Raw genomic sequence first — 20,813 nt, forward strand, 5'->3', positions numbered from 1 at the left:
TTCAGGCCTCCTGCCGTTGACGCGCAATGGACAGGCGTGGGCCCAGCATGGCGCCCAGGTGATAAAGCGCGAGCAGGGCAATCGCCGCCCCGAGTGGCCACCAAAACAAATCGCGTTTAGGTTGATGGCTGAGGGTTTTCACCTGATGCGGGGTGAGTTGGTCGAGGGTGCTGTAGACCTGGTCGAGCGCGTTGCGGTCTTCGGCGCGGAAGAATTTGCCACCGGTCGCCGTGGCGATCTGCTGCAAGCCCTGCAAATTGACCTTGGCTTCGCCGGAGGCGTCAGGGTCGCCGATGCCGATGGTGTGAATTACCACGCCTTTGGCCGCCGCCATTTCCGCCGCGTGATCCGGGGTGATGGCGCTGCTGGTGTCATTGCCGTCGGTGAGCAGGATCACGACTTTTTCCTGTTCATGGGCCTGGTCGAGCAATTTCAGACTCAGGCCGATGGCATCGCCAATCGCGGTATTAGGGCCGGCCATGCCGATCCCGGTGTCGTCCAGCAACAGCGACAGGCTGGCGTGATCGAGGGTCAGCGGCGCTTGCGGATACGCGCCGCTGCCGAACACGATCAGGCCGAGGCGATCTTCTTTGCGCTTGTCGATGAAACCGTGCACGACTTCCTTGACCGCAGCCAGGCGATTGATCTTCTCGCCGTTGGCGTCGGTGAAATCGGTGGTTTCCATGGACTGGGAAATGTCGATGGCGAGCATCAGGTCGCGTACAGGTTGCTGGCGTTCAATGGGTTTTTCCACGTACACCGGCCGGGCAGCCGCCAGCAGCAACAGCGCCCATAGCAGCAGATTCAGCACTAGTTGCCAGTGGTTGGTGCGGGTGCCGGCCTGACTCGGCGCCTGGCCGACCGCGCGGCTCATGGCCGCGAAAAACGGCACACGCACCGCGCTGCGCGCTTCACGGTAATCGGGCAGGTAGCGATAACCGAGCCACGGCAAGGGCAGCAGCAGTAACAGCCAGGGGTAATCAAGCTGCCACATGATGACGCTCCACCCAGGTTTTGCAGGTGTCGAACAGCTGCTGGCGCTGTTCGTTCGGCAGGGCGCGCAGCACTGCATCAGGCGCGTAGGCGAGTTGCGACAGTTGCTGGCTGAAGTTGGCGGGCAGGGGCTCTTTACTGTGCCGCTGCAAAAAAGCCTGCCAATCGCCGTTCCCAAGCGCACCGGGATCTTGTAGGCGCTGGCTTACCAGCGATGAGGGCCGCCAGAACACCGCATGCCTCAAGGGCCCTGTCACTGGCAATCCAGCTCCTACAGGAGATGTGATCAGCATGGAGATTGCGGTGCGTTTGAGCAATTCAGGAAGTTCGCGCAACGCATTCAAATCATCACTGCGCTTTTGCAACTGTGCCAACCGCACCAGCGCTTCACGCCGATAACGATCACGCCGCCATTGCCAGTACCGCCGTGCGCTCAGCAATAAAACCCCAATGACAAGTACCGCCAACAACACCCACCATCCCCAAGTCTGCGGCGCATAACTGACCGGCGCGGGGAGGGCGATTTCCTTGAGTTGCTCGATGCTCGGCACGTTCGGGTTCATCGCCGCGCTCCCGCTCGCTTGCCCAGTTCGGCGCGCAGTTGTTCGTGCGCTTCGACGGCGGTGCTGAACATCATCAACGGCACCTGACTGCGGCGTAGCAACGTCGCCACGTCCTTGAGCCGGCCACTGAGAAAATCGCCCAAGGGCTGATGCACCTGGCGCCGTTCCACCGCCAGTTCCACCTGTAGCTGGCCCTGGGTGATCAGTAGGCGGCCATTCTTGGGCAGGTTCAGTGCCAACGGGTCGTAGACTTGCATGGCGATCACATCGTTGTGCGCCGCCAGTTGCCGCATCAGCTGCAAGGTCCGCTCGCCGGCACCGGCAAAGTCGCTGACGATGCAGATCAAATGATCGTGCCCGGCCACGGCCAGGCAATGCTGCAAGACCTTGTCGAGCTGGTCTTCGCCTTCGGCGTCCGGGTTGGCGGCGTTGAGTTCCTGATTCTGTTGAGCGATGCGGCTGCACAACGCTTCGATCCGTTTGCGACTGCGCAGCGGGGCGATGCTGTCGATGCGCTGGTCGTTGAATACCAAACCACCGACGCGGTCCCCGGCGTTGAACACCATCCACGCCGCCAGGGCGCCGAGTTCGGCGGCGACCGCGGATTTGAAGCTGCGTTGCGAGCCGAAAAACATCGACATGCGCTGGTCCACGAGGATCAACGCCGGGCGGTCGCGCTCTTCAGTGAAGGTGCGCACCACCGGTTTACCGGTGCGCAGCGATGCGCGCCAGTCGAGGTGGCGCAAATCGTCTCCCGGCTGATAGCGGCGCAATTCATCGAAATTCAAGCCACGGCCCCGCAGTCGCGAAGCATGGTTGCCGGCGAGAATGCTGCCTTGGGGTTGGCGAGCCGCAAAACTCAGGTCGCGCGCCTTGAACTCCAGGGCCATCAACTGCGCCAGGGAGACATAGACCAGCCCGTCAATGGTCATGCGGGGATCGCCACTTTATCGAGCAACCGGTCGAGCACCTGATCGGCCGTCACACCGTCGGCCACCGCGTCGTAGCTCAGTTGCAGTCGATGGCGCAACACCGGGTGCACCACGGCACGCACGTTGTCCGGGGACACAAAATCCTGGCCCTGCAACCAGGCGTCGGCGCGGGCACAACGATCCAGGCCGATGCCGCCGCGCGGACTGGCGCCAATGTTGATCCAGCGACCGAGGTCGGCGTCGTAATCGGCCGGATGGCGAGTGGCATTGATGATGTCGATCAGGTAACGGTCGATGGCCGGGGACACATGCACCGCACTGACTTCCCGGCGCGCGGCGAAGATCACGTCTTGAGACAGCTCGAAGCCTTGCACGGCAGCGGTTTTGGCGCCGAGGGCCTGTTCTTCTTCACGCAACAGGCGCAGTACCTGGCTTTCGTTTTCCGCGCTCGGGTAATCCAGCAGCACTTTCATCAGGAAGCGGTCCATCTGCGCTTCCGGCAATGGATAGGTGCCTTCCTGTTCGATAGGGTTTTGGGTCGCAACCACGATGAACAGCTCTGGCAGCGCATGGCTGTTGCCGGCCACGGTGATCTGCCGTTCTTCCATGGCTTCCAGCAGGGCAGCCTGAACCTTGGCCGGGGCGCGGTTGATTTCGTCGGCCAGGATCAGGTTGCCGAACAGAGGCCCCGGCTGGAAGCGGATCTCGTTTTTGCCCTCGACCTGATGCAGCACTTCGGCGCCGGTGATGTCGGACGGCAACAAGTCTGGAGTGAACTGGATACGGCTCATCTTCGCGTCCAGGTGTTTGGCCAGCGCCTTGACCGTGCGGGTCTTGGCCAGCCCCGGCAGACTTTCCAGCAGCAAATGCCCGTTGGCCAGCAGGCCGAGCAGGATTTGCCGGATCACTTGATCCTGACCGAGCACGGCTTCGGCGATGCTGGCTTGCAGGGCGTTGAGGTCGTTGAGTGCGGTCATGGTTACTCCTAGAAAAACGCCAGGGTCATGTTGGCGGCGATGCCGTTGCCTTCGGGCCGGTTCTTGGTGTCGAACTCCGGCACCCAGCGCAGACTGAAATTGGCTTGGGCATCGGCGAACTTGCCGGTCCAGCCAATCACCGGGCCAGCACCGACCGAACGCCCGCGAAAGCCGCTGTTTGCGCCCGACCCGGAGTCATCGTTGATCTGCTGGATGTAACCCGCCGCCATACCGGCAGCCCAGCCATTTCCGAAACCGTGGGTCCACAGCAAATCGAGGGTGAACAGATCGCCGTTCTGGTAATCCGTCTCATCGTTCTCGGTGTAGAACTCCAGCCCGCTGTCCAGGGTGAACTCGCCGCCCTTGCCGTCGAGATGGGTGAAGGCCACGGTGGGCATGAAGGTGTAAGTGTTCTGCCCGGCATTGGCCAGGCGATTGACGTTGTAGGCGCCGGTAGGCACGTAGATCGGCAGCGAGAACGAGATGTGGTTGACCTCGTCGAAGTGATAGCCGGCGGCGATTGGCGTCACCAGCATGTCGGCGAACTGGGTGGCGTGGTCGTCGGTGCCCAGTGTTCGGCCACGGGGACCGGTGATGCTCGCAGTGACGTCGGTGTATTGCACCGGCACGCCGATGGCCGAAGCGTAGTTCCAGCGACCCTTGCCGGTGTCCCAGACATGGGTGAAGTCGGCCATGGTGTAGGAGACCTTCATATCCAGATCGGTACTGATTGCGCCGCCTATCGGTATCTGAGAGTTGCCCTTTAGATCACCGTCGTACCAGATGCTGGTCAGGGACATCACCCAGCCCGGTTCCGGCGGCACGATCCCGGCGTTGGAAAACACTTGTTGCCCGGTGATTGGCCGGCCAACGCCACCTTCGACTGCCAGCACTAGCGGACTACTGCCGACCAGGCACAGCGCCAACAACGGGCGCACTACGAAAGGCTTGATCATGACTTGCTCCGCTTACTGATTTTGTTGGGTTACAGGCGTCAACAAAGGCATATGCCATTGGCCATTGGTGACTTCCGGTTTTGGCAGGTACAGACGCAGCACGCCGTAAAAGGGCCCGTTCGGTGCCGGTAACCAGTTACTTTGCAGCGCTTTGTCCGGGGCTTTGTTTTGCACGTAGAGGGTCAGGCCGCCGTCAGCGTCGAGCTTGAGGCCCGGCAGCATTCGCGAATTGATCAGGTAGCGATTGAGCGGGTTGGCCACCAGCAATTTGTTCTTGCCGTCGTACAGGGTCAGTGACCAGAAGGCGTCGGCCGGGGGCAGGGCGCCCTTGTCGAAATGCAGGGTGTAGTCGTGTTTCGAGGCGTCGACCGGTTGGCCGTCCTTGTCCACGAAGTAGCCGATGTAATTTGCCTCCTCGACGGAGTTACCGAAGATGCCCATGTTGGCGCCGGCGTAGCGGTACAGGTAATTGCCCTTGAGGTGATCGCGGGTGCCGAACAGGTCGCCGCTGGAGACTTCGTGGGTGTCGACCCTGGTTTTCTTGAACTCGGCGAATTCAGCCTTGGCATCGCTGATGCCGTCTTCCAGCGCCTTGCGTTGTTCAGCCGTGAGTTTGCTGACGTCAAACGGCTGGCCGGCTTCGATACCGATTTTCGCGAAACGCCCGAACAGGTCCTTTTCCACGTCCTGGGTAGGGGTGAACGACAGCATGAAATTCAGGTATCGAAACAGGTCCGGGGTTTCGCTCATGGTCGGCGTGGGTTTTGGCCAATCGACCTTCGGCGCGGCCGGTGGAGCCTTCTGTTTATCGTAATGGCTCAGGGGTTCGACCTTGTAGCCTTTCTGGATCTGCTTGACCTTGGCCAGGTCCTTTTCATCGAACAACTGCGTGCGGTACAGCGCATAGGCAATATTGCTTTCGCTGCGCAGCAAACGGTCGATGTTCAGCGGTTGCTGACCTTGCCAGTTGGGGCCGGCGATCATGAAATGGCCGCCGTGATTGCCGGTGCTGCGGGTGCCCAGGTACGCGAAGTTCTGCGTGTAGGCATCGATCAATTGCACCGAGTAATAACGGTGTTCTTCGATCGGCGGCAGGGTCAGTACCACCGGTTCGGCGCGCAGGTCCATCCAGACGAAGGAGTAGGGTGTGTCCGCATTTGGCGTGACGAACGCGGTGTCCTTGGGTGTGAAGGCCTTGGCGGTGTTGCCGATCTGGTTGAACGGCGCCTTGAAGTTCGGGCTCTTCTTGTCCACGGCCTGGGTGTAGAGGGTCTTGTACATTTCCACTACCGGAAAACCGTACAAGTAGGCTTCCTTGGCGATGCCCCGGGCTTCTTCCGGGGTGGCGGTGAAATCGGCCCAGGCGCTGTTGCTCAAGGTGAGCACAACGCCGGTTAACAGAACGCGGTAATTCATAACACTTCCTTAGTGAGCACTCGGCGTCATTCCACGGCCGTGATGTCGTCGAGTTTCCAGCGCTTGTCGAAACAGGCTTCGGTCGGGGCAATCAATTTGGCGAGGGCGACATGGGGCGGCCGCTCACCTTCCATGGTGATCTTGTCAATCCGGGTATCCATTTCCTGAGCACCGACCCCGCAACTGACGAACATCGTCATCAGGCTGAAACCGGCTGTGCGAAAGGTGATGTGCATAGAAAAAATCCCCTATTTGCCGAAGGTGGCGTTGAGGCCGACCAACAGCGTGAATTGCGGCATGCCTTCGCCTTTTTTCTCGACGGTCCATTGCGGTTCGATGAAGGTATTAATGATATTGGCCCCGTCCTTCCATACTTTGCCGCCCCCCAAACCGAGTGGGATGTAATGGGTGTCATTCTTCAGGTCGAAAGTCCAGATACCGGTGGAGCGCAGGTACCAGCCTTTTTCCAGGTTATGGATGATGAAGGGCTGCATCGTGGCGCTTTCGACGTTGGGTCGGCCGTGGTCACCGGCGAACGAACTCTGGTACTGCAGCAGCGCGCCCAGCAGGCCGCGTGGTGAGGAGTCGATCGCCACCCCGGCCAGACCGCCCTGCCATTTGCCGGTGCCGAGTTCGTCCTGGTCGGCCGTGGGGGCGGTGATCAACGGGCCAACGCCCAACTGCACGCCTTCGGTCTTCACCAGAAAAATATCGAACAGGTTCAGGTCGCCTTCGCCGGTGCTGTAGCCGCTGTTCGGGTCCGGGTGGGTACTGATCGGCGCGGTGGCGCGTATCAATTGCGGCACGCCAATGTAATCGTTGGGCGCAATGGGCAACGTGCCGCGGACCATCAGGTCATTGGTATGGATATTGGAGTCGTAGTACTTCGGGGTGTAGTAGTCCTGAGCGCTCATGCCGGGCGCGAAGTTCAGCGGGTTGTTGCTTTTATTGGCGGTCTCGGCGTCCTCCGCCTGGGCGCAAAAAAGAGGCGCGAACAAAGTCGCCAGAATAAAGGCGCGCATCCCCATTTTGTTCAACATGATTCCCCGGTTCCTTGGTGGCTCATATGGACAATCCGGCACTTGGTGGCCGTTACGACGTAGTCTCTTTGCTATCAAGGCTGTAGGACACGTCTTGTTGACGCTAGCAGCTAAACCGCGTTTAGCCAGTCCAACGGATTAATTTCTTTGGGTTTGTGTGAGAAATCTCATTATTTTTGTGTACTAAAAAGTTAATGCTATACATGGGGTTGCGAGGGGAACTATCAGTAATGCAGGAAGAAGGAGCGCAAATACCTGTGGCACGGGAGCTTGCTCCCTCGCCACAGGTGATTTGAGTGCTCAGTCAGTACTTCTTGCCTTGGCCGAACGCGCGCTCTTCCTGTTCGCGCAATTCAGGCGTCAGCTCTGCGCCGAAATCCTCCAGCTCGAACACCCGGCGGATCTCAATCTCGGCTTCGGTGCCCGGCATCGGGTTGGGGCAGCGCTTGACCCATTCGATGGCTTCTTCTCGGGACTTAACCTGCCACAGCCAGAAACCGGCGATCAGTTCCTTGGTTTCAGCAAACGGGCCGTCGATCACCGTGCGTTGGTCGCCGGAGAAACGCACGCGGGCGCCTTTGCTGCTGGGGTGCAGCCCTTCGCCGGCGAGGAGGATGCCGGCCTTGGCCAGTTCCTCGTTGTAGTTGCCCATGGCGGTCAGCAGTTCGGTGCTGGGCATGATGCCGGCTTCGGAGTCCTGGCTGGCTTTGATGATGATCATGAATCGCATGGTTTTGTCTCCATTGGATTTGAAGGATTCGCGACCTAGTCGAATGGCCGACGCCCGAATCGACAACTGTTCACGAAAAAAAACATCGCCGATCCCCATATCCCTGCCGCAGCTCATAGAGGGGAATTCGCTGATCTGGCGGGTTATCACAATTTGTATCCAGAGTAGGTCGTCAGCCGATTTCGTGGTTAACTTCGACCTCGTCAAATTCTCCACTCCAACGTTCAGAAGGACTCCGTTCATGGCTCAAGTCACCCTTAAAGGCAACCCGGTTCAAGTCAACGGCCAACTGCCTCAAGCCGGTTCCAAGGCGCCAGCCTTTTCCCTGGTTGCCGGCAATCTGTCCGACGTGACCCTGGCAAACTTCGCCGGCAAGCGCAAAGTGCTGAACATCTTCCCAAGCGTCGACACCCCGACCTGCGCCACTTCCGTGCGCAAGTTCAACGCCCAGGCCAACGACGTCGCCAACACCGTGGTGCTGTGCATCTCCGCTGACCTGCCATTCGCCCAGGCCCGTTTCTGCGGCGCCGAAGGCCTGGAAAACGTACAAAACCTGTCGACCCTGCGCGGTGCCGAATTCATCGAAAACTACGGCGTGGCCATTGCTGACGGTCCGCTCAAAGGCCTGACTGCCCGTGCCGTCGTGGTTCTGGACGAAAACGACAACGTGCTGCACAGCGAACTGGTCAGCGAAATCGGTCAAGAGCCGAACTACGAAGCGGCCCTTGCCGTACTGAAGTAAGCGTACCTTTACAATTGTTAACGGCCTGGTCCTCCCCAGGCCGTTTTCATTTGTGTTTCAGTGTGTTGGATAAATCTCCTGTTACGTAAGCCGAAGGTAAATTGCCGGTAAAGGCGCTTTGCTTAAGACCCGCCAGTGCTTATCGTTCAGCCTCATGTAAAAAAGCTCACGCGCCCAATGGTTGATCACTCAATGCAATCCTCTGCTTCCCGTAGTCCTCGTCGCTGGCTGTTTGGCCTGCTTGTCCTGTTGGTCATCGCCGTCCTGTGCTGGAAATTCTGGCCCGGCAGCGCTGCGCCGAAAGAGGGCGCGGGGCAGAAAGCCGTGGCCGGGCATACCGGCAGATCAGGTGGAATGAGACCTGGCTTTGGGGGTGCGACCGGGCCGGTGCCGGTACGTGTTGCGCCGGCTGTCACCGGGGACTTCCCGCTGTATTACAAGGCGCTGGGGACAGTCACCGCGCTGAACACCATCAACGTGCGCAGTCGCGTTGGCGGTGAGCTGGTCAAGATCTATTTCGAGGAAGGCCAGATGGTCAAGGCCGGCGATCTGCTGGCCGAAATTGATCCCCGTCCGTACCAGAACGCCTTGCTCCAGGCCGAAGGCACGTTGCTGCAGAATCAGGCTCAGCTGAAAAATGCTCAGGTGGATGTCGAGCGTTATCGCGGTCTGTTCCGTGAGGACAGCATCGCCAAGCAGACCCTGGACACTGCCGAAGCGCTGGTCGGCCAATATCAGGGCACGGTCAAAACCAATCAGGCGGCGGTCAACGACGCCAAGCTCAATCTCGAATTCACCCGAATCCGCGCGCCAATCGCGGGACGCGTCGGCCTGCGTCAGCTCGATGTCGGCAACCTGGTGGCGGCCAACGACACCACGGCGCTGGCAATCATCACCCAGACCCAGCCGATCAGCGTCGCCTTCACCTTGCCGGAAAACAGCCTCGACGTGGTGCTGGCCCGCTACCGCAGCGGCGCCAAGCTGCCCGCCGAAGCCTGGGATCGTGGCGATACCAAATTGCAAGCCACCGGTGTGCTGCAAAGCCTGGACAACCAGATCGACGTCACCACCGGCACCCTGAAATTCAAGGCACGCTACGAGAACCGCGACCAGTCGCTGTTCCCCAATCAGTTCGTCAATGTGCGCCTGCTGGCGGACACCCTCAAAAACGTAGTGCTCGCGCCATCCGCGGCGATCCAGTTCGGCACCAACGGCACCTTCGTCTATGCCCTGGACGGCGACAAGAAGGTCAAGATTCGTCAGCTGAAAATCGGCGCCAGCGACGGTGAAAACACCGTGGTCACCGAAGGCCTTTCCGCCGGTGATCGTGTGGTGCTGGAGGGCACCGATCGCCTGAAGGACGGCAGTGACGTGGAAGTGGTCAACGACCCGCAGCAAGTGCCGACCAACCCGGCCGGTCATCTGCAAGGCAAGTCGGCGGCCAATTCGACTGAACCGGCGCCTGTCGACAAGGCGAAAAAGGGCGGCGCATGAATCTCTCGCGGCTGTTCATCCTTCGCCCGGTAGCGACCACCCTGAGCATGCTTGCCATCGTGCTGGCCGGCATGATCGCCTATCGCTTGCTACCGGTGTCGGCTTTGCCTCAGGTCGATTACCCGACCATTCGGGTCATGACGCTCTATCCCGGCGCCAGTCCGGACGTCATGACCAGCGCCGTGACCGCGCCACTTGAGCGCCAGTTCGGACAGATGCCGGGCCTGACGCAAATGGCGTCGACCAGTTCTGGCGGCGCCTCGGTGTTGACCCTGCGTTTCAGCCTCGACATCAACATGGACGTCGCCGAGCAACAGGTGCAGGCCGCGATCAATGCCGCGACCAACCTGTTGCCCAAGGATCTGCCGGCACCGCCGGTGTACAACAAGGTCAACCCGGCGGATACCCCGGTGCTGACCCTGGCCATCACTTCCAAGACCATGTTGCTGCCCAAGCTCAACGACTTGGTCGACACCCGCATGGCGCAGAAAATCGCCCAGATCAGCGGCGTCGGCATGGTCAGCATTGCCGGCGGTCAGCGTCAGGCGGTGCGAATCAAGGTCAACCCCGAAGCCCTTGCGGCCAATGGCCTGAACCTGTCAGACGTGCGCACGCTGATCGGCGCTTCCAACGTCAACCAGCCCAAGGGCAACTTCGACGGCCCGACCCGGGTGTCGATGCTCGATGCAAACGATCAACTGACCTCGCCCAAGGACTACGCCAACCTGATCCTGGCCTACGCCAACGGCGCGCCCTTGCGACTCAAGGATGTGGCGGAAATCGTCGACGGCGCCGAAAACGAACGTCTGGCGGCATGGGCCAACGAGAACCAGGCCGTACTGCTGAACATCCAGCGTCAGCCCGGGGCCAATGTGATTGAGGTGGTGGACCGGATCAAGGCCTTGCTGCCGAGCATCACCGACAACCTGCCGGCCGGCCTTGAAGTAACTGTGCTGACCGACCGCACCCAAACCATCCGCGCCTCGGTCAAAGACGTACAGCATGAATTGCTGATCGCCATCGCCCTGGTGGTCATGGTCACGTTCCTGTTCCTGCGTCGGGCCAGCGCCACGATCATCCCCTCGGTGGCCGTGCCGTTGTCGCTGATCGGCACCTTTGGCGTGATGTACCTCGCGGGCTTCTCGGTCAACAACCTGACCCTGATGGCCCTGACCATCGCCACCGGTTTCGTGGTGGACGATGCGATCGTGATGCTGGAGAACATTTCCCGATTCATTGAAGAGGGCGACAGCCCCTTGAATGCGGCGCTCAAGGGCGCAAAACAGATCGGCTTCACCCTGATTTCCCTGACCCTGTCGCTGATTGCCGTGTTGATCCCGCTGCTGTTCATGGCGGACGTGGTGGGGCGACTGTTCCGCGAATTCGCCATCACTCTGGCGGTGGCGATCCTGATTTCCCTGGTGGTGTCCCTGACCCTGACGCCGATGATGTGCGCGCGTCTGCTCAAGCGTGAACCCAAGGAAGAAGAGCAGGGCCGCTTCTATCGAGCCAGTGGCGCCTTCATCGACTGGATGATCGCCGCGTACGGGCGCAAGTTGCAGTGGGTGCTCAAGCACCAGCCGCTGACCCTGATGGTGGCCATCGGCACCCTGGCATTGACGGTGTTTCTGTACATGGTCGTGCCCAAGGGCTTTTTCCCGGTGCAGGATACCGGCGTGATCCAGGGCATTTCCGAAGCGCCGCAATCGATCTCCTTCGCGGCGATGAGCGAGCGTCAGCAGGAATTGGCCAAGGTGATTCTCGCCGACCCGGCAGTTGAGAGCCTGTCGTCCTACATCGGCGTCGACGGCGACAACTCGACCCTCAACAGCGGTCGCTTGCTGATTAACCTCAAATCCCACAGCGACCGCGACCTGAGCGCGACCGACGTGATTGCGCGCCTGCAACCGGAACTGAACAAACTGGTAGGCATCCGCCTGTTCATGCAGCCGGTGCAGGACTTGACCATCGAGGACCGGGTCAGCCGCACGCAGTACCAGTTCAGCATGTCGTCGCCAGACTCGGAGTTGTTGAGCCTGTGGAGCGGGCGTCTGGTGGAAGCCCTGGCCGATCGCCCGGAACTCACCGACGTTGCCAGCGACTTGCAGGACAAGGGTTTGCAGGTTTATCTGGTGATCGACCGCGATGCTGCGTCGCGGGTCGGCGTATCAGTGTCGAACATCACTGATGCGTTGTACGACGCATTCGGCCAGCGGCAGATTTCCACCATCTACACCCAGGCCAGCCAGTATCGCGTGGTCCTGCAATCGCAGTCCGGCGAGAAGATCGGTCCGCAGGCGCTGGATCAGATTCACGTCAAAACCACCGATGGCGGGCAAGTGCGCCTGTCCAGCCTGGCGCACATCGAAGAGCGTCAGGCACAACTGGCGATCACGCATATTGGTCAGTTCCCGGCCGTGATGATGTCGTTCAACCTCGCGCCCGGCGTGGCGTTGGGGCATGCGGTGGACATTATCGAGCAGGTGCAGAAGGACATTGGCATGCCGATTGGCGTGCAAACTCAATTCCAGGGCGCGGCGGAAGCGTTCCAGGCCTCGCTGTCGAGCACCTTGTTGCTGATCCTGGCGGCGGTGGTGACCATGTACATCGTGCTGGGCGTTCTCTACGAGAGCTACATCCACCCGATCACCATTCTTTCGACCTTGCCCTCGGCGGCGGTCGGCGCCTTGCTGGCGTTGATCCTCAGCGGCAACGACCTGGGCATGATCGCGATCATCGGCATCATTCTGCTGATCGGTATCGTCAAGAAGAACGCGATCATGATGATCGACTTCGCCCTCGACGCCGAGCGCAATCAGGGCATGGACCCGCAGACGGCGATTTATCAGGCGGCGCTGCTGCGTTTCCGGCCGATCCTGATGACCACGCTGGCAGCCTTGTTCGGCGCGGTGCCGTTGATGCTGGCTACCGGTTCTGGCGCGGAGTTGCGTCAACCGCTGGGCCTGGTGATGGTGGGCGGGCTGTTGCTGAGTCAGGTCTTGACCTTGTTCACCACGCCGGTGATCTATCTGTATTTCGATCGTCTGGGTCGACGTTGGGGTCGCAAGCCTGAGCCCGTGGAAGCGGTAGAGCAGCCATGAACCTCTCCGGTCCTTTCATCAAGCGCCCGGTAGCGACCATGTTGTTGAGCCTGGCCATCATGCTGCTGGGTGGCGTGAGCTTCGGCCTGTTGCCGGTGTCGCCGTTGCCGCAAATGGACTTCCCGGTGATCGTGGTCCAGGCCAGCCTGCCGGGCGCGAGCCCCGAGGTCATGGCTTCGACCGTGGCCACGCCGCTGGAACGATCCTTCGGCGCCATCGCCGGGGTCAACACCATGAGCAGCCGTTCCAGCCAGGGCTCGACCCGGGTGATCCTGCAATTCGACCTTGACCGCGACATCAACGGCGCGGCGCGGGAAGTGCAGGCGGCGATCAACGCCTCGCGCAACCTGCTGCCCAGCGGGATGCGCAGCATGCCGACCTACAAGAAGGTCAACCCGTCCCAGGCGCCGATCATGGTTTTGTCGCTGACTTCGGATGTGCTGGAAAAAGGCCAGCTCTACGATTTGGCGTCGACCATCCTGTCCCAGAGCCTGTCGCAAGTGCAGGGTGTCGGCGAAGTGCAGATCGGTGGCAGTTCCTTGCCGGCGGTGCGCATCGAGCTTGAACCCCAGGCGCTGAACCAGTACGGCGTGGCCCTGGACGACGTGCGCAACACCATTGCCAATGCCAACGTGCGCCGGCCTAAGGGTTCGGTGGAAGACAGTCAGAGGCTCTGGCAAGTCCAGGCCAACGATCAACTGGAAAAAGCCAAGGATTACGAGTCGCTGATCATCCATTACGCAAACGGTGCGGCCCTGCGCCTGAAGGATGTGGCGAAAGTCAGCGACGGCGTCGAGGACCGCTACAACAGCGGTTTCTTCAACGATGACGCGGCGGTGTTGCTGGTGATCAACCGTCAGGCCGGCGCCAACATCATCGAGACGGTCAACGAGATCAAGGCACAGTTGCCGGCGTTGCAGGCAGTGCTGCCGGCCAGTGTCAAACTGAACCTGGCCATGGACCGCTCGCCGGTGATCAAGGCCACGTTGCACGAAGCGGAAATGACCCTGCTGATCGCGGTGGCGCTGGTGATACTGGTGGTGTTCCTGTTCCTCGGTAACTTCCGCGCTTCGCTGATTCCGACCCTGGCGGTACCGGTGTCCCTGGTCGGCACCTTTGCGGTGATGTACCTCTACGGCTTTTCACTGAACAACCTGTCGCTGATGGCGCTGATCCTGGCCACGGGGTTGGTTGTGGACGACGCCATCGTGGTGCTGGAGAACATTTCCCGGCACATCGACGCGGGCATTCGGCCGATGAAGGCGGCGTACCTCGGCGCCCAGGAAGTCGGCTTCACCTTGCTCTCGATGAACGTGTCTTTGGTGGCTGTGTTCCTGTCGATCCTGTTCATGGGCGGGATCATTGAGAGCCTGTTCCGCGAATTCTCCATTACGCTGGCGGCGTCCATCGTCGTTTCGCTGGTGGTTTCCCTGACGCTGACACCGATGCTCTGCGCGCGCTGGCTCAAGCCGCATACGCCGGGCCAGGAAAACCGCCTGCAACGCTGGAGCCAACGGGCCAACGAATGGATGGTCGGCAAGTATGCGACCAGTCTCGATTGGGTGCTGCGTCATCGCAGGTTGACGCTGCTTAGCCTGTTGGTGACCATCGGAGTGAACATTGCGCTGTATGTCGTTGTACCCAAGACGTTTTTGCCTCAGCAGGACACCGGGCAACTGATTGGTTTTGTGCGTGGCGATGACGGCCTGTCGTTCAGCGTGATGCAGCCGAAAATGGAAATTTTCCGCCGCGCCGTGCTCAAGGACGATGCGGTGGAGAGCGTCGCCGGTTTCATCGGCGGCACCAACGGCACCAATAACGCATTCATGCTGGTTCGTCTGAAACCGATCAAGGAACGCAGTATCTCTGCGCAGAAAGTGATCGAGCGCCTGCGCAAGGAAATGCCCAAGGTCGCCGGCGCGCAGTTGATGCTGATGGCCGACCAGGACCTGCAATTCGGTGGTGGCCGAGAACAGACCACGTCGCAGTATTCCTACATCTTGCAAAGTGGTGATCTGGGCGCGTTGCGCGAGTGGTATCCGAAAGTGGTCACCGCGCTCAAGGCCTTGCCGGAGCTGACCGCGATTGACGCCCGTGAAGGCCGTGGCGCCCAGCAAGTGATGCTGATCGTCGACCGCGATCAGGCCAAACGCCTGGGTGTAGACATGGACATGGTCACGGCGGTGTTGAACAACGCCTATAGCCAGCGGCAGATTTCGACCATCTACGACAGCCTCAACCAATATCAGGTGGTGATGGAGGTCAACCCGAAATACGCCCAGGACCCGAATACCCTCAAGCAGGTGCAGGTGATTACCGCCGACGGTGCGCGGATTCCGCTGTCGACCATCGCCCATTACGAAAACAGCCTGGAGGACGACCGCGTCAGCCACGAAGGCCAGTTCGCCTCGGAAAGCATTGCCTTCGACATGGCCGAAGGCGTGACGGTGGAGCAGGGCAGCGCCGCCATTGAGCGGGCGATTGCCTCGGTGGGCTTGCCGGAAGACGTCATTGCGAAAATGGCCGGCACCGCCGACGCCTTCGCCGCGACCCAGAAGAGTCAGCCGTGGATGATCCTGGGCGCGCTGGTCGCGGTGTACCTGGTGCTGGGCGTGCTGTATGAAAGTTACATCCATCCGCTGACCATCCTGTCGACGTTGCCTTCGGCCGGGGTCGGCGCATTACTGTCGATCTATGCGCTGGGCGGTGAATTCAGCCTGATTTCGTTGCTCGGTCTGTTCCTGCTGATCGGCGTGGTGAAGAAAAACGCCATTCTGATGATCGACCTGGCCTTGCAGCTCGAACGCCAGCAAGGCATGGCGCCGCTGGAATCGATTCGCAACGCCTGTTTGCAACGTTTGCGGCCGATCCTGATGACCACCCTGGCGGCGATCCTGGGTGCCTTGCCGTTGCTGCTCAGCCGTGCCGAAGGCGCGGAAATGCGCCAGCCGCTGGGCCTGACCATCATCGGCGGGCTGATTTTCAGCCAGGTGCTGACCCTTTACACCACCCCGGTGGTTTACCTCTATCTGGACAAACTGCGCCATCGCTTCAACCACTGGCGTGGAGTGCGTACCGATGCTGCTCTGGAAACTCCGCTATGACTGACCGTTCGCTGTTCAACCTGGCCACACCGCTGATCACCGCCCGAGGCTCGCGCTTGTTGAGCCTGTCGCTGTGCGTGGCGTTGCTCAGCGCCTGCGCCATCGGCCCGGATTACCAGCGTCCGCAAACCGCTGAGCCGGCGCAGTACAAGGAGGCGGCAGGCTGGCGCCAGGCCAATCCGAGCGATTCCCTGGCCCGTGGTGCGTGGTGGGAGCTGTATGGCGATCGGCAACTCAATGAGTTGATCGAGAAACTCAACAGCGCCAACCAGACCGTGGCCCAGTCCGAAGCCCAGTACCGCCAGGCCCAGGCCCTGGTGAGAAGCGCTCGTGGCGCGTTTTTCCCAACCGTGGATCTGACGCTGGGGAAAAACCGCTCCAGCCAGGGCACCGGTAGCAGCAGTTCCAGCTTGACCAGTTCGTCCAGTGGTATTCGCGATACTTATACCGCCCAGGCCGGCGTCAGTTGGGAGGCGGATGTCTGGGGCAAGTTACGTCGAGGCCTCGAAGCCGACACTGCCAACGCCGAGGCGAGCTTTGCCGATCTGGCGGCGATGCGTTTGAGCCAGCAGTCGGAACTGGTGCAGAACTACCTGCAATTGCGCGTCATGGACGAACAGAAACGTCTGTTGGAAGCCACTGTAGAGGCTTATCAACGCTCGCTGAAAATGACCGAAAACCAGTACCGCGCCGGTGTCTCCGGCAAGGACGCGGTGGCGCAGGCGCAGACTCAGCTCAAGAGTACCGAAGCGGACATGATCGATCTGATCTGGCAGCGCGCCCAACTCGAAAACGCCATCGCCGTGCTGATCGGCCTGCCGCCAGCGGAGTTCAAGCTGGCTGAAACCAAGGACATCCCGGCGTTGCCCGAGGTGCCGCTGAGCCTGCCTTCGCAGTTGCTGGAACGGCGTCCGGACATTGCCTCCGCCGAGCGCTCGGTGGTTGCGGCCAACGCCAACATTGGCGTGGCCAAGGCGGCTTATTATCCGGACCTGACCCTGAGCCTGAACGGTGGCTACAGCAGCAGTACGTCGAAAGACTTGTTCAGCGTGCCGAACCGCTTCTGGTCGGTCGGGCCGCAACTGGCCATGACCTTGTTCGACGGCGGCCAGCGCTCGGCGGAAGTCGATCGCAGCGAAGCGGCCTACGATGAAACCGTGGCCAAATACCGCCAGACCGTACTCGACGGTTTCCGTGAAGTGGAAAACTACCTGGTTCAACTCAAGGTGCTGCAGGACGAAGCCGTCGTACGCCAGCAGGCGCTGGACGCGGCCCGGGAATCGCTGCGCTTGACCCAGAACCAGTACAAGGCCGGGGTGATCGCGTATCTCGATGTGGTAGTGGTCCAGGCGTCGGCCTTGAACAATGAACGCAGTGCGCTGGACCTGTTGCAGAGCCGCTTGATTGCCAGCGTGCAGTTAATCGCCGCGTTGGGTGGCGGATGGGACGGGCAACTTCAGGTGAGCGAAAACCAGTAACGCAAACTTTGAGGGGCCGCCCGTGGCGAGGGAGCAAGCTCCCTCGCCACAACAGCTCGCTGTAATGTGTAATCGCAGTTAACGTGGAACCTTAAAACAAGCGTTTCATCGGACTGATGGCCCTTTGCTCATTTTGTAAGTGCGTTCTCATTTGGAATCAGTACAATCGCCGCATTTGCCTGGCCGAGAATGAATTCCATTACGGGGGCGATCGCGAGAAGTCACATGTTCATCGGTAGTTATTCCCCCACCCTGGTAATCATCTCGCTCTGTGTGGCGATTCTTGCTTCCTATACTGCGCTCGATCTGACCGGACGCATCGCCACGGCCAAGGGCCGTGCGGTGCATTTCTGGACGGCGGGTGGTGCTTTTGCCATGGGCATTGGTGTCTGGTCGATGCACTTCATCGGCATGCTCGCGTTCAAACTACCGATCGACCTGGGCTACGACGTTTCGATTACCTTGCTATCGTTGCTGATCGGCATCCTGTCATGCGGCTTCGCCTTGTGGTTGGTCAGTCAGCCGCAATTGCCCGCATGGCAATTGGGATTCGGTGCGCTGGTCATGGGGGCCGGCATCAGCGGGATGCACTACACCGGCATGGCGGCCATGCGCATGCAACCGGGTATCGATTACGACCCGACGCTGTTTGGCACTTCTTTGTTGATTGCTGTCGCTGCGTCTGGCGCGGCGTTATGGATCGCCTTCCGCCTTCGCCAGCACGCGCCTTATGTGCGCCTGATTCGCGCAGGGGCGGCAGTGGTCATGGGCATTGCCATCGTCGGCATGCACTACACCGGCATGGCGGCTGCACGCTTTGCAGACGGCAGCTTTTGCGGCGCGGCGGTCAGCGGCCTGAACGGCAATGGCCTGGACAACCTGGTGCTGATCACCACCCTGGCGGTGTTGAGCATTGCCTTGCTGACCTCGATCCTCGATGCGCGTCTGGAGGCCCGCACCGCAAACCTCGCCCAGTCATTGACCGAGGCTAACCGCGAACTCACTCAACTGGCCTTGCACGACACCCTGACCGGTTTGCCAAACCGGATTCTGCTGGCCGATCGCATCGACCAGGCGATGTCCAGAGTTGACGGTGAGGGCGGCTGTTTTGCGTTGATGTTCATCGATCTTGACGGCTTCAAACCCGTCAATGATGCATTCGGTCACCACATGGGCGATCAACTGCTGCGCGAAGTCAGCCTGCGGTTGCGCGAGGATTTGCGCACCCAGGACACGCTGGCGCGCATCGGTGGCGATGAGTTCGTGTTGCTGGTGCAGCTGAGTGAGCCGAATGACGCCATGGCGCTGGCCGCTCGACAAGTCGGGTTGATCGCGCGCTCGTTCCGGGTCGCCGACCATGAATTGCAGATCTCCGCCAGCGTCGGCATTGCGCTCTATCCGGGCAACGGCGCGACAGCCCACGAACTGCTGATGAACGCCGATGCGGCGATGTACCACGCCAAGGGCGCGGGCAAAAACGGCTACAGCTTTTTCGACGCTTCGATGAACAGCAACGCGCGCAAACAATTGCAACTGCTGCAGGACCTGCGCCATGCGCTGGAACATGACGAGTTCAGCCTTTATTACCAGCCCAAATTCGATGCCAATAACGGTCGACCTGTCGGCGCCGAGGCGTTGCTGCGCTGGGAGCACCCGACCCAAGGCATGCTCTTGCCGGACAAATTCATCGAGATCGCGGAGAAGACCGGGCTGATCATTCCGATTGGTGATTGGGTGCTCAACGAAGCCTGTCGGCAGATGCGCGAGTGGTACGTGCTCGGCTACACCGATTGGCGCATCGCGGTAAACCTTTCTGCTTTGCAGTTCTGCCATACAGGCCTGGTACAGAGCGTCGCCAAGGCGTTGGCCACGCACCGTTTGCCGGCCAACAGCCTGACCCTGGAAATCACTGAAACCACGGCGATGAATGATGCCGACGCGAGCATGACGGTGTTGCAGGAGCTGTCGGAAATGGGCGTCGATCTGTCCATCGATGACTTCGGCACCGGCTATTCGAGCCTGATGTACCTCAAGCGCCTGCCAGCCAACGAACTGAAAATCGATCGCGGTTTTGTGCGTGATCTGGAGCGTGACAGCGACGATGCGGCGATCGTTTCCGCGATCGTTGCGCTTGGCCAGGCACTGGGTCTGCGGATCGTTGCCGAAGGCGTGGAAACAGACTCGCAGCAGGACTTCCTGACCCAGCTCGGTTGCGACTCGTTGCAGGGCTATTTGCTCGGTCACCCGCTGCCGGCTGAACGTTTCATGGTGGAAATTCACCGCTCGGAGCAATTGGCGCTCACCTGATCCGTGGCGAGGGAGCTTGCTCTCGCTGGGCTGCGGAGCTGCCCCCGGCCATTCATCAGTCCCACCCTCTAAGCTAATGTTGCAGCTGCTGCGCAGTCGGACGGGAGCAAGCTCCCTCGCCACAGTGTCCCACTACAGTTTCATGCAAAATCCGAAAATGACGGTTATTCTTGCCCTCGACTGCTTACGCTTGAAACGGGGAAAGCTCGCATGGACAAAGTCATCGTCATCACCGGCGGAGGTCGCGGCATTGGTGCCGCCACAGCCCTGTTGGCCGCGAAACAAGGCTATCGGATTTGCATCAACTACCAGGCCGATGAACAGGCGGCACATAGCGTACTGGATCAAGTCCGCGTCCTCGGTGCCCAAGCCATCGCCGTGCGCGCCGACGTCAGCATCGAAGACGAAGTGATCGCGCTGTTCCATCGAGTCGACACAGAACTGGGCCGGGTCACCGCACTGGTGAACAATGCCGGCACCGTGGGGCAAAAGTCCCGCGTCGATGAAATGTCCGAATTCCGCATCCTGAAAATTCTCAAGACCAACGTCCTGGCGCCCGTTCTATGCGCCAAGCACGCGATCCTGCGCATGTCGCCCAAACATGGCGGGCAGGGCGGCAGTATCGTTAACGTCTCTTCGGTCGCCGCGCGTCTGGGCGCACCCAACGAATACGTCGATTACGCCGCCTCCAAAGGCGCACTCGATACCTTCACCATCGGCCTGTCCAAGGAAGTGGCCGGCGAGGGTATTCGCGTCAACGCTGTGCGACCAGGCTACATCTACACCGATTTCCATGCACTGAGCGGCGATCCGGATCGCGTCAGCAAACTCGAATCGGCAATTCCGATGGCCCGGGGCGGGCGACCGGATGAGGTAGCGGAGGCGATTGTCTGGTTGCTGTCGGACAAGGCTTCATATGCGACGGGGACTTTTGTCGACCTGGGCGGCGGGCGTTAAGTCGTTTTGTCTTTACCGTCTGA

The 20,813-nt window shown here is 60.4% G+C and carries 16 protein-coding genes; 7 read left to right on the plus strand and 9 right to left on the minus strand.

The window, feature by feature from the left end; all coding sequences use genetic code 11:
* Nucleotide 1 precedes the first annotated feature (1 nt).
* The 9 genes from ABVN21_RS08085 to ABVN21_RS08125 all read right to left on the minus strand — a co-directional run bounded on the left by ABVN21_RS08085 (nucleotide 2) and on the right by ABVN21_RS08125 (nucleotide 7,607).
* The gene (locus ABVN21_RS08085) at nucleotides 2–994 is read right to left on the minus strand and encodes a VWA domain-containing protein (RefSeq protein ID WP_339555811.1); all 993 of its coding nucleotides are present in this window, start codon (nucleotides 992–994) and stop codon (nucleotides 2–4) included.
* Nucleotides 981–1,556: a DUF4381 domain-containing protein gene (locus tag ABVN21_RS08090; protein WP_339555810.1), complete on the minus strand. Its 576-nt coding sequence runs from the start codon at nucleotides 1,554–1,556 to the stop codon at nucleotides 981–983. Before ABVN21_RS08090 ends, ABVN21_RS08085 begins: the two co-directional genes overlap by 14 nt.
* Complete coding sequence (locus ABVN21_RS08095; RefSeq protein ID WP_339555809.1) at nucleotides 1,553–2,488, minus strand: DUF58 domain-containing protein; 936 nt, start codon at nucleotides 2,486–2,488, stop codon at nucleotides 1,553–1,555. Before ABVN21_RS08095 ends, ABVN21_RS08090 begins: the two co-directional genes overlap by 4 nt.
* Nucleotides 2,485–3,465: a MoxR family ATPase gene (locus tag ABVN21_RS08100; protein WP_339555808.1), complete on the minus strand. Its 981-nt coding sequence runs from the start codon at nucleotides 3,463–3,465 to the stop codon at nucleotides 2,485–2,487. The genes ABVN21_RS08095 and ABVN21_RS08100 overlap by 4 nt, the downstream gene beginning before the upstream one ends.
* Nucleotides 3,466–3,473: 8 nt before the next feature.
* Entirely contained in the window at nucleotides 3,474–4,421 is a 948-nt protein-coding gene (locus tag ABVN21_RS08105; protein ID WP_339555807.1) for a transporter, read from the minus strand.
* Between the two features lie 12 nt (nucleotides 4,422–4,433).
* On the minus strand, nucleotides 4,434–5,837 hold the full coding sequence (locus ABVN21_RS08110; protein ID WP_339555806.1) for a DUF1254 domain-containing protein: 1,404 nt from the start codon (nucleotides 5,835–5,837) through the stop codon (nucleotides 4,434–4,436).
* A 26-nt stretch (nucleotides 5,838–5,863) separates the two neighbouring features.
* Nucleotides 5,864–6,073 carry a hypothetical protein gene (locus tag ABVN21_RS08115; RefSeq protein ID WP_339555805.1) on the minus strand — a complete coding sequence of 70 codons (210 nt, stop codon included), beginning with the start codon at nucleotides 6,071–6,073 and terminating at the stop codon, nucleotides 5,864–5,866.
* 12 nt (nucleotides 6,074–6,085) lie between these two features.
* Nucleotides 6,086–6,877: a hypothetical protein gene (locus ABVN21_RS08120; RefSeq protein ID WP_339555804.1), complete on the minus strand. Its 792-nt coding sequence runs from the start codon at nucleotides 6,875–6,877 to the stop codon at nucleotides 6,086–6,088.
* Between the two features lie 304 nt (nucleotides 6,878–7,181).
* Nucleotides 7,182–7,607 (minus strand): YciI family protein, encoded by a 426-nt coding sequence (locus ABVN21_RS08125; protein ID WP_339555803.1) that lies wholly within the window; start codon nucleotides 7,605–7,607, stop codon nucleotides 7,182–7,184.
* Nucleotides 7,608–7,848: 241 nt separating this feature from the next.
* On the opposite strand from ABVN21_RS08125, the gene tpx reads away from it, so the two are divergent.
* The 7 genes from tpx to ABVN21_RS08160 all read left to right on the plus strand — a co-directional run bounded on the left by tpx (nucleotide 7,849) and on the right by ABVN21_RS08160 (nucleotide 20,790).
* Nucleotides 7,849–8,349 (plus strand): thiol peroxidase, encoded by a 501-nt coding sequence (gene tpx, locus ABVN21_RS08130; protein ID WP_034146655.1) that lies wholly within the window; start codon nucleotides 7,849–7,851, stop codon nucleotides 8,347–8,349.
* A gap of 177 nt (nucleotides 8,350–8,526) precedes the next feature.
* Nucleotides 8,527–9,843, plus strand: a complete 1,317-nt coding sequence (locus ABVN21_RS08135) for an MdtA/MuxA family multidrug efflux RND transporter periplasmic adaptor subunit (protein WP_339555802.1) — start codon at nucleotides 8,527–8,529, stop codon at nucleotides 9,841–9,843.
* Nucleotides 9,840–12,944 (plus strand): MdtB/MuxB family multidrug efflux RND transporter permease subunit, encoded by a 3,105-nt coding sequence (locus ABVN21_RS08140; protein WP_339555801.1) that lies wholly within the window; start codon nucleotides 9,840–9,842, stop codon nucleotides 12,942–12,944. The genes ABVN21_RS08135 and ABVN21_RS08140 overlap by 4 nt, the downstream gene beginning before the upstream one ends.
* Complete coding sequence (locus tag ABVN21_RS08145) at nucleotides 12,941–16,048, plus strand: efflux RND transporter permease subunit (RefSeq protein ID WP_339555800.1); 3,108 nt, start codon at nucleotides 12,941–12,943, stop codon at nucleotides 16,046–16,048. The genes ABVN21_RS08140 and ABVN21_RS08145 overlap by 4 nt, the downstream gene beginning before the upstream one ends.
* Nucleotides 16,045–17,526, plus strand: a complete 1,482-nt coding sequence (locus ABVN21_RS08150) for an efflux transporter outer membrane subunit (protein ID WP_339555799.1) — start codon at nucleotides 16,045–16,047, stop codon at nucleotides 17,524–17,526. The genes ABVN21_RS08145 and ABVN21_RS08150 overlap by 4 nt, the downstream gene beginning before the upstream one ends.
* Nucleotides 17,527–17,751: 225 nt before the next feature.
* Entirely contained in the window at nucleotides 17,752–19,833 is a 2,082-nt protein-coding gene (locus tag ABVN21_RS08155; RefSeq protein WP_339555798.1) for an EAL domain-containing protein, read from the plus strand.
* A 210-nt stretch (nucleotides 19,834–20,043) separates the two neighbouring features.
* Nucleotides 20,044–20,790 carry an SDR family oxidoreductase gene (locus tag ABVN21_RS08160; protein ID WP_339555797.1) on the plus strand — a complete coding sequence of 249 codons (747 nt, stop codon included), beginning with the start codon at nucleotides 20,044–20,046 and terminating at the stop codon, nucleotides 20,788–20,790.
* Nucleotides 20,791–20,813: the final 23 nt, after the last annotated feature.

It is taken from the genome of Pseudomonas sp. MYb327, assembly GCF_040438925.1.
In the GTDB taxonomy this organism is placed as follows: Bacteria; Pseudomonadota; Gammaproteobacteria; order Pseudomonadales; family Pseudomonadaceae; genus Aquipseudomonas.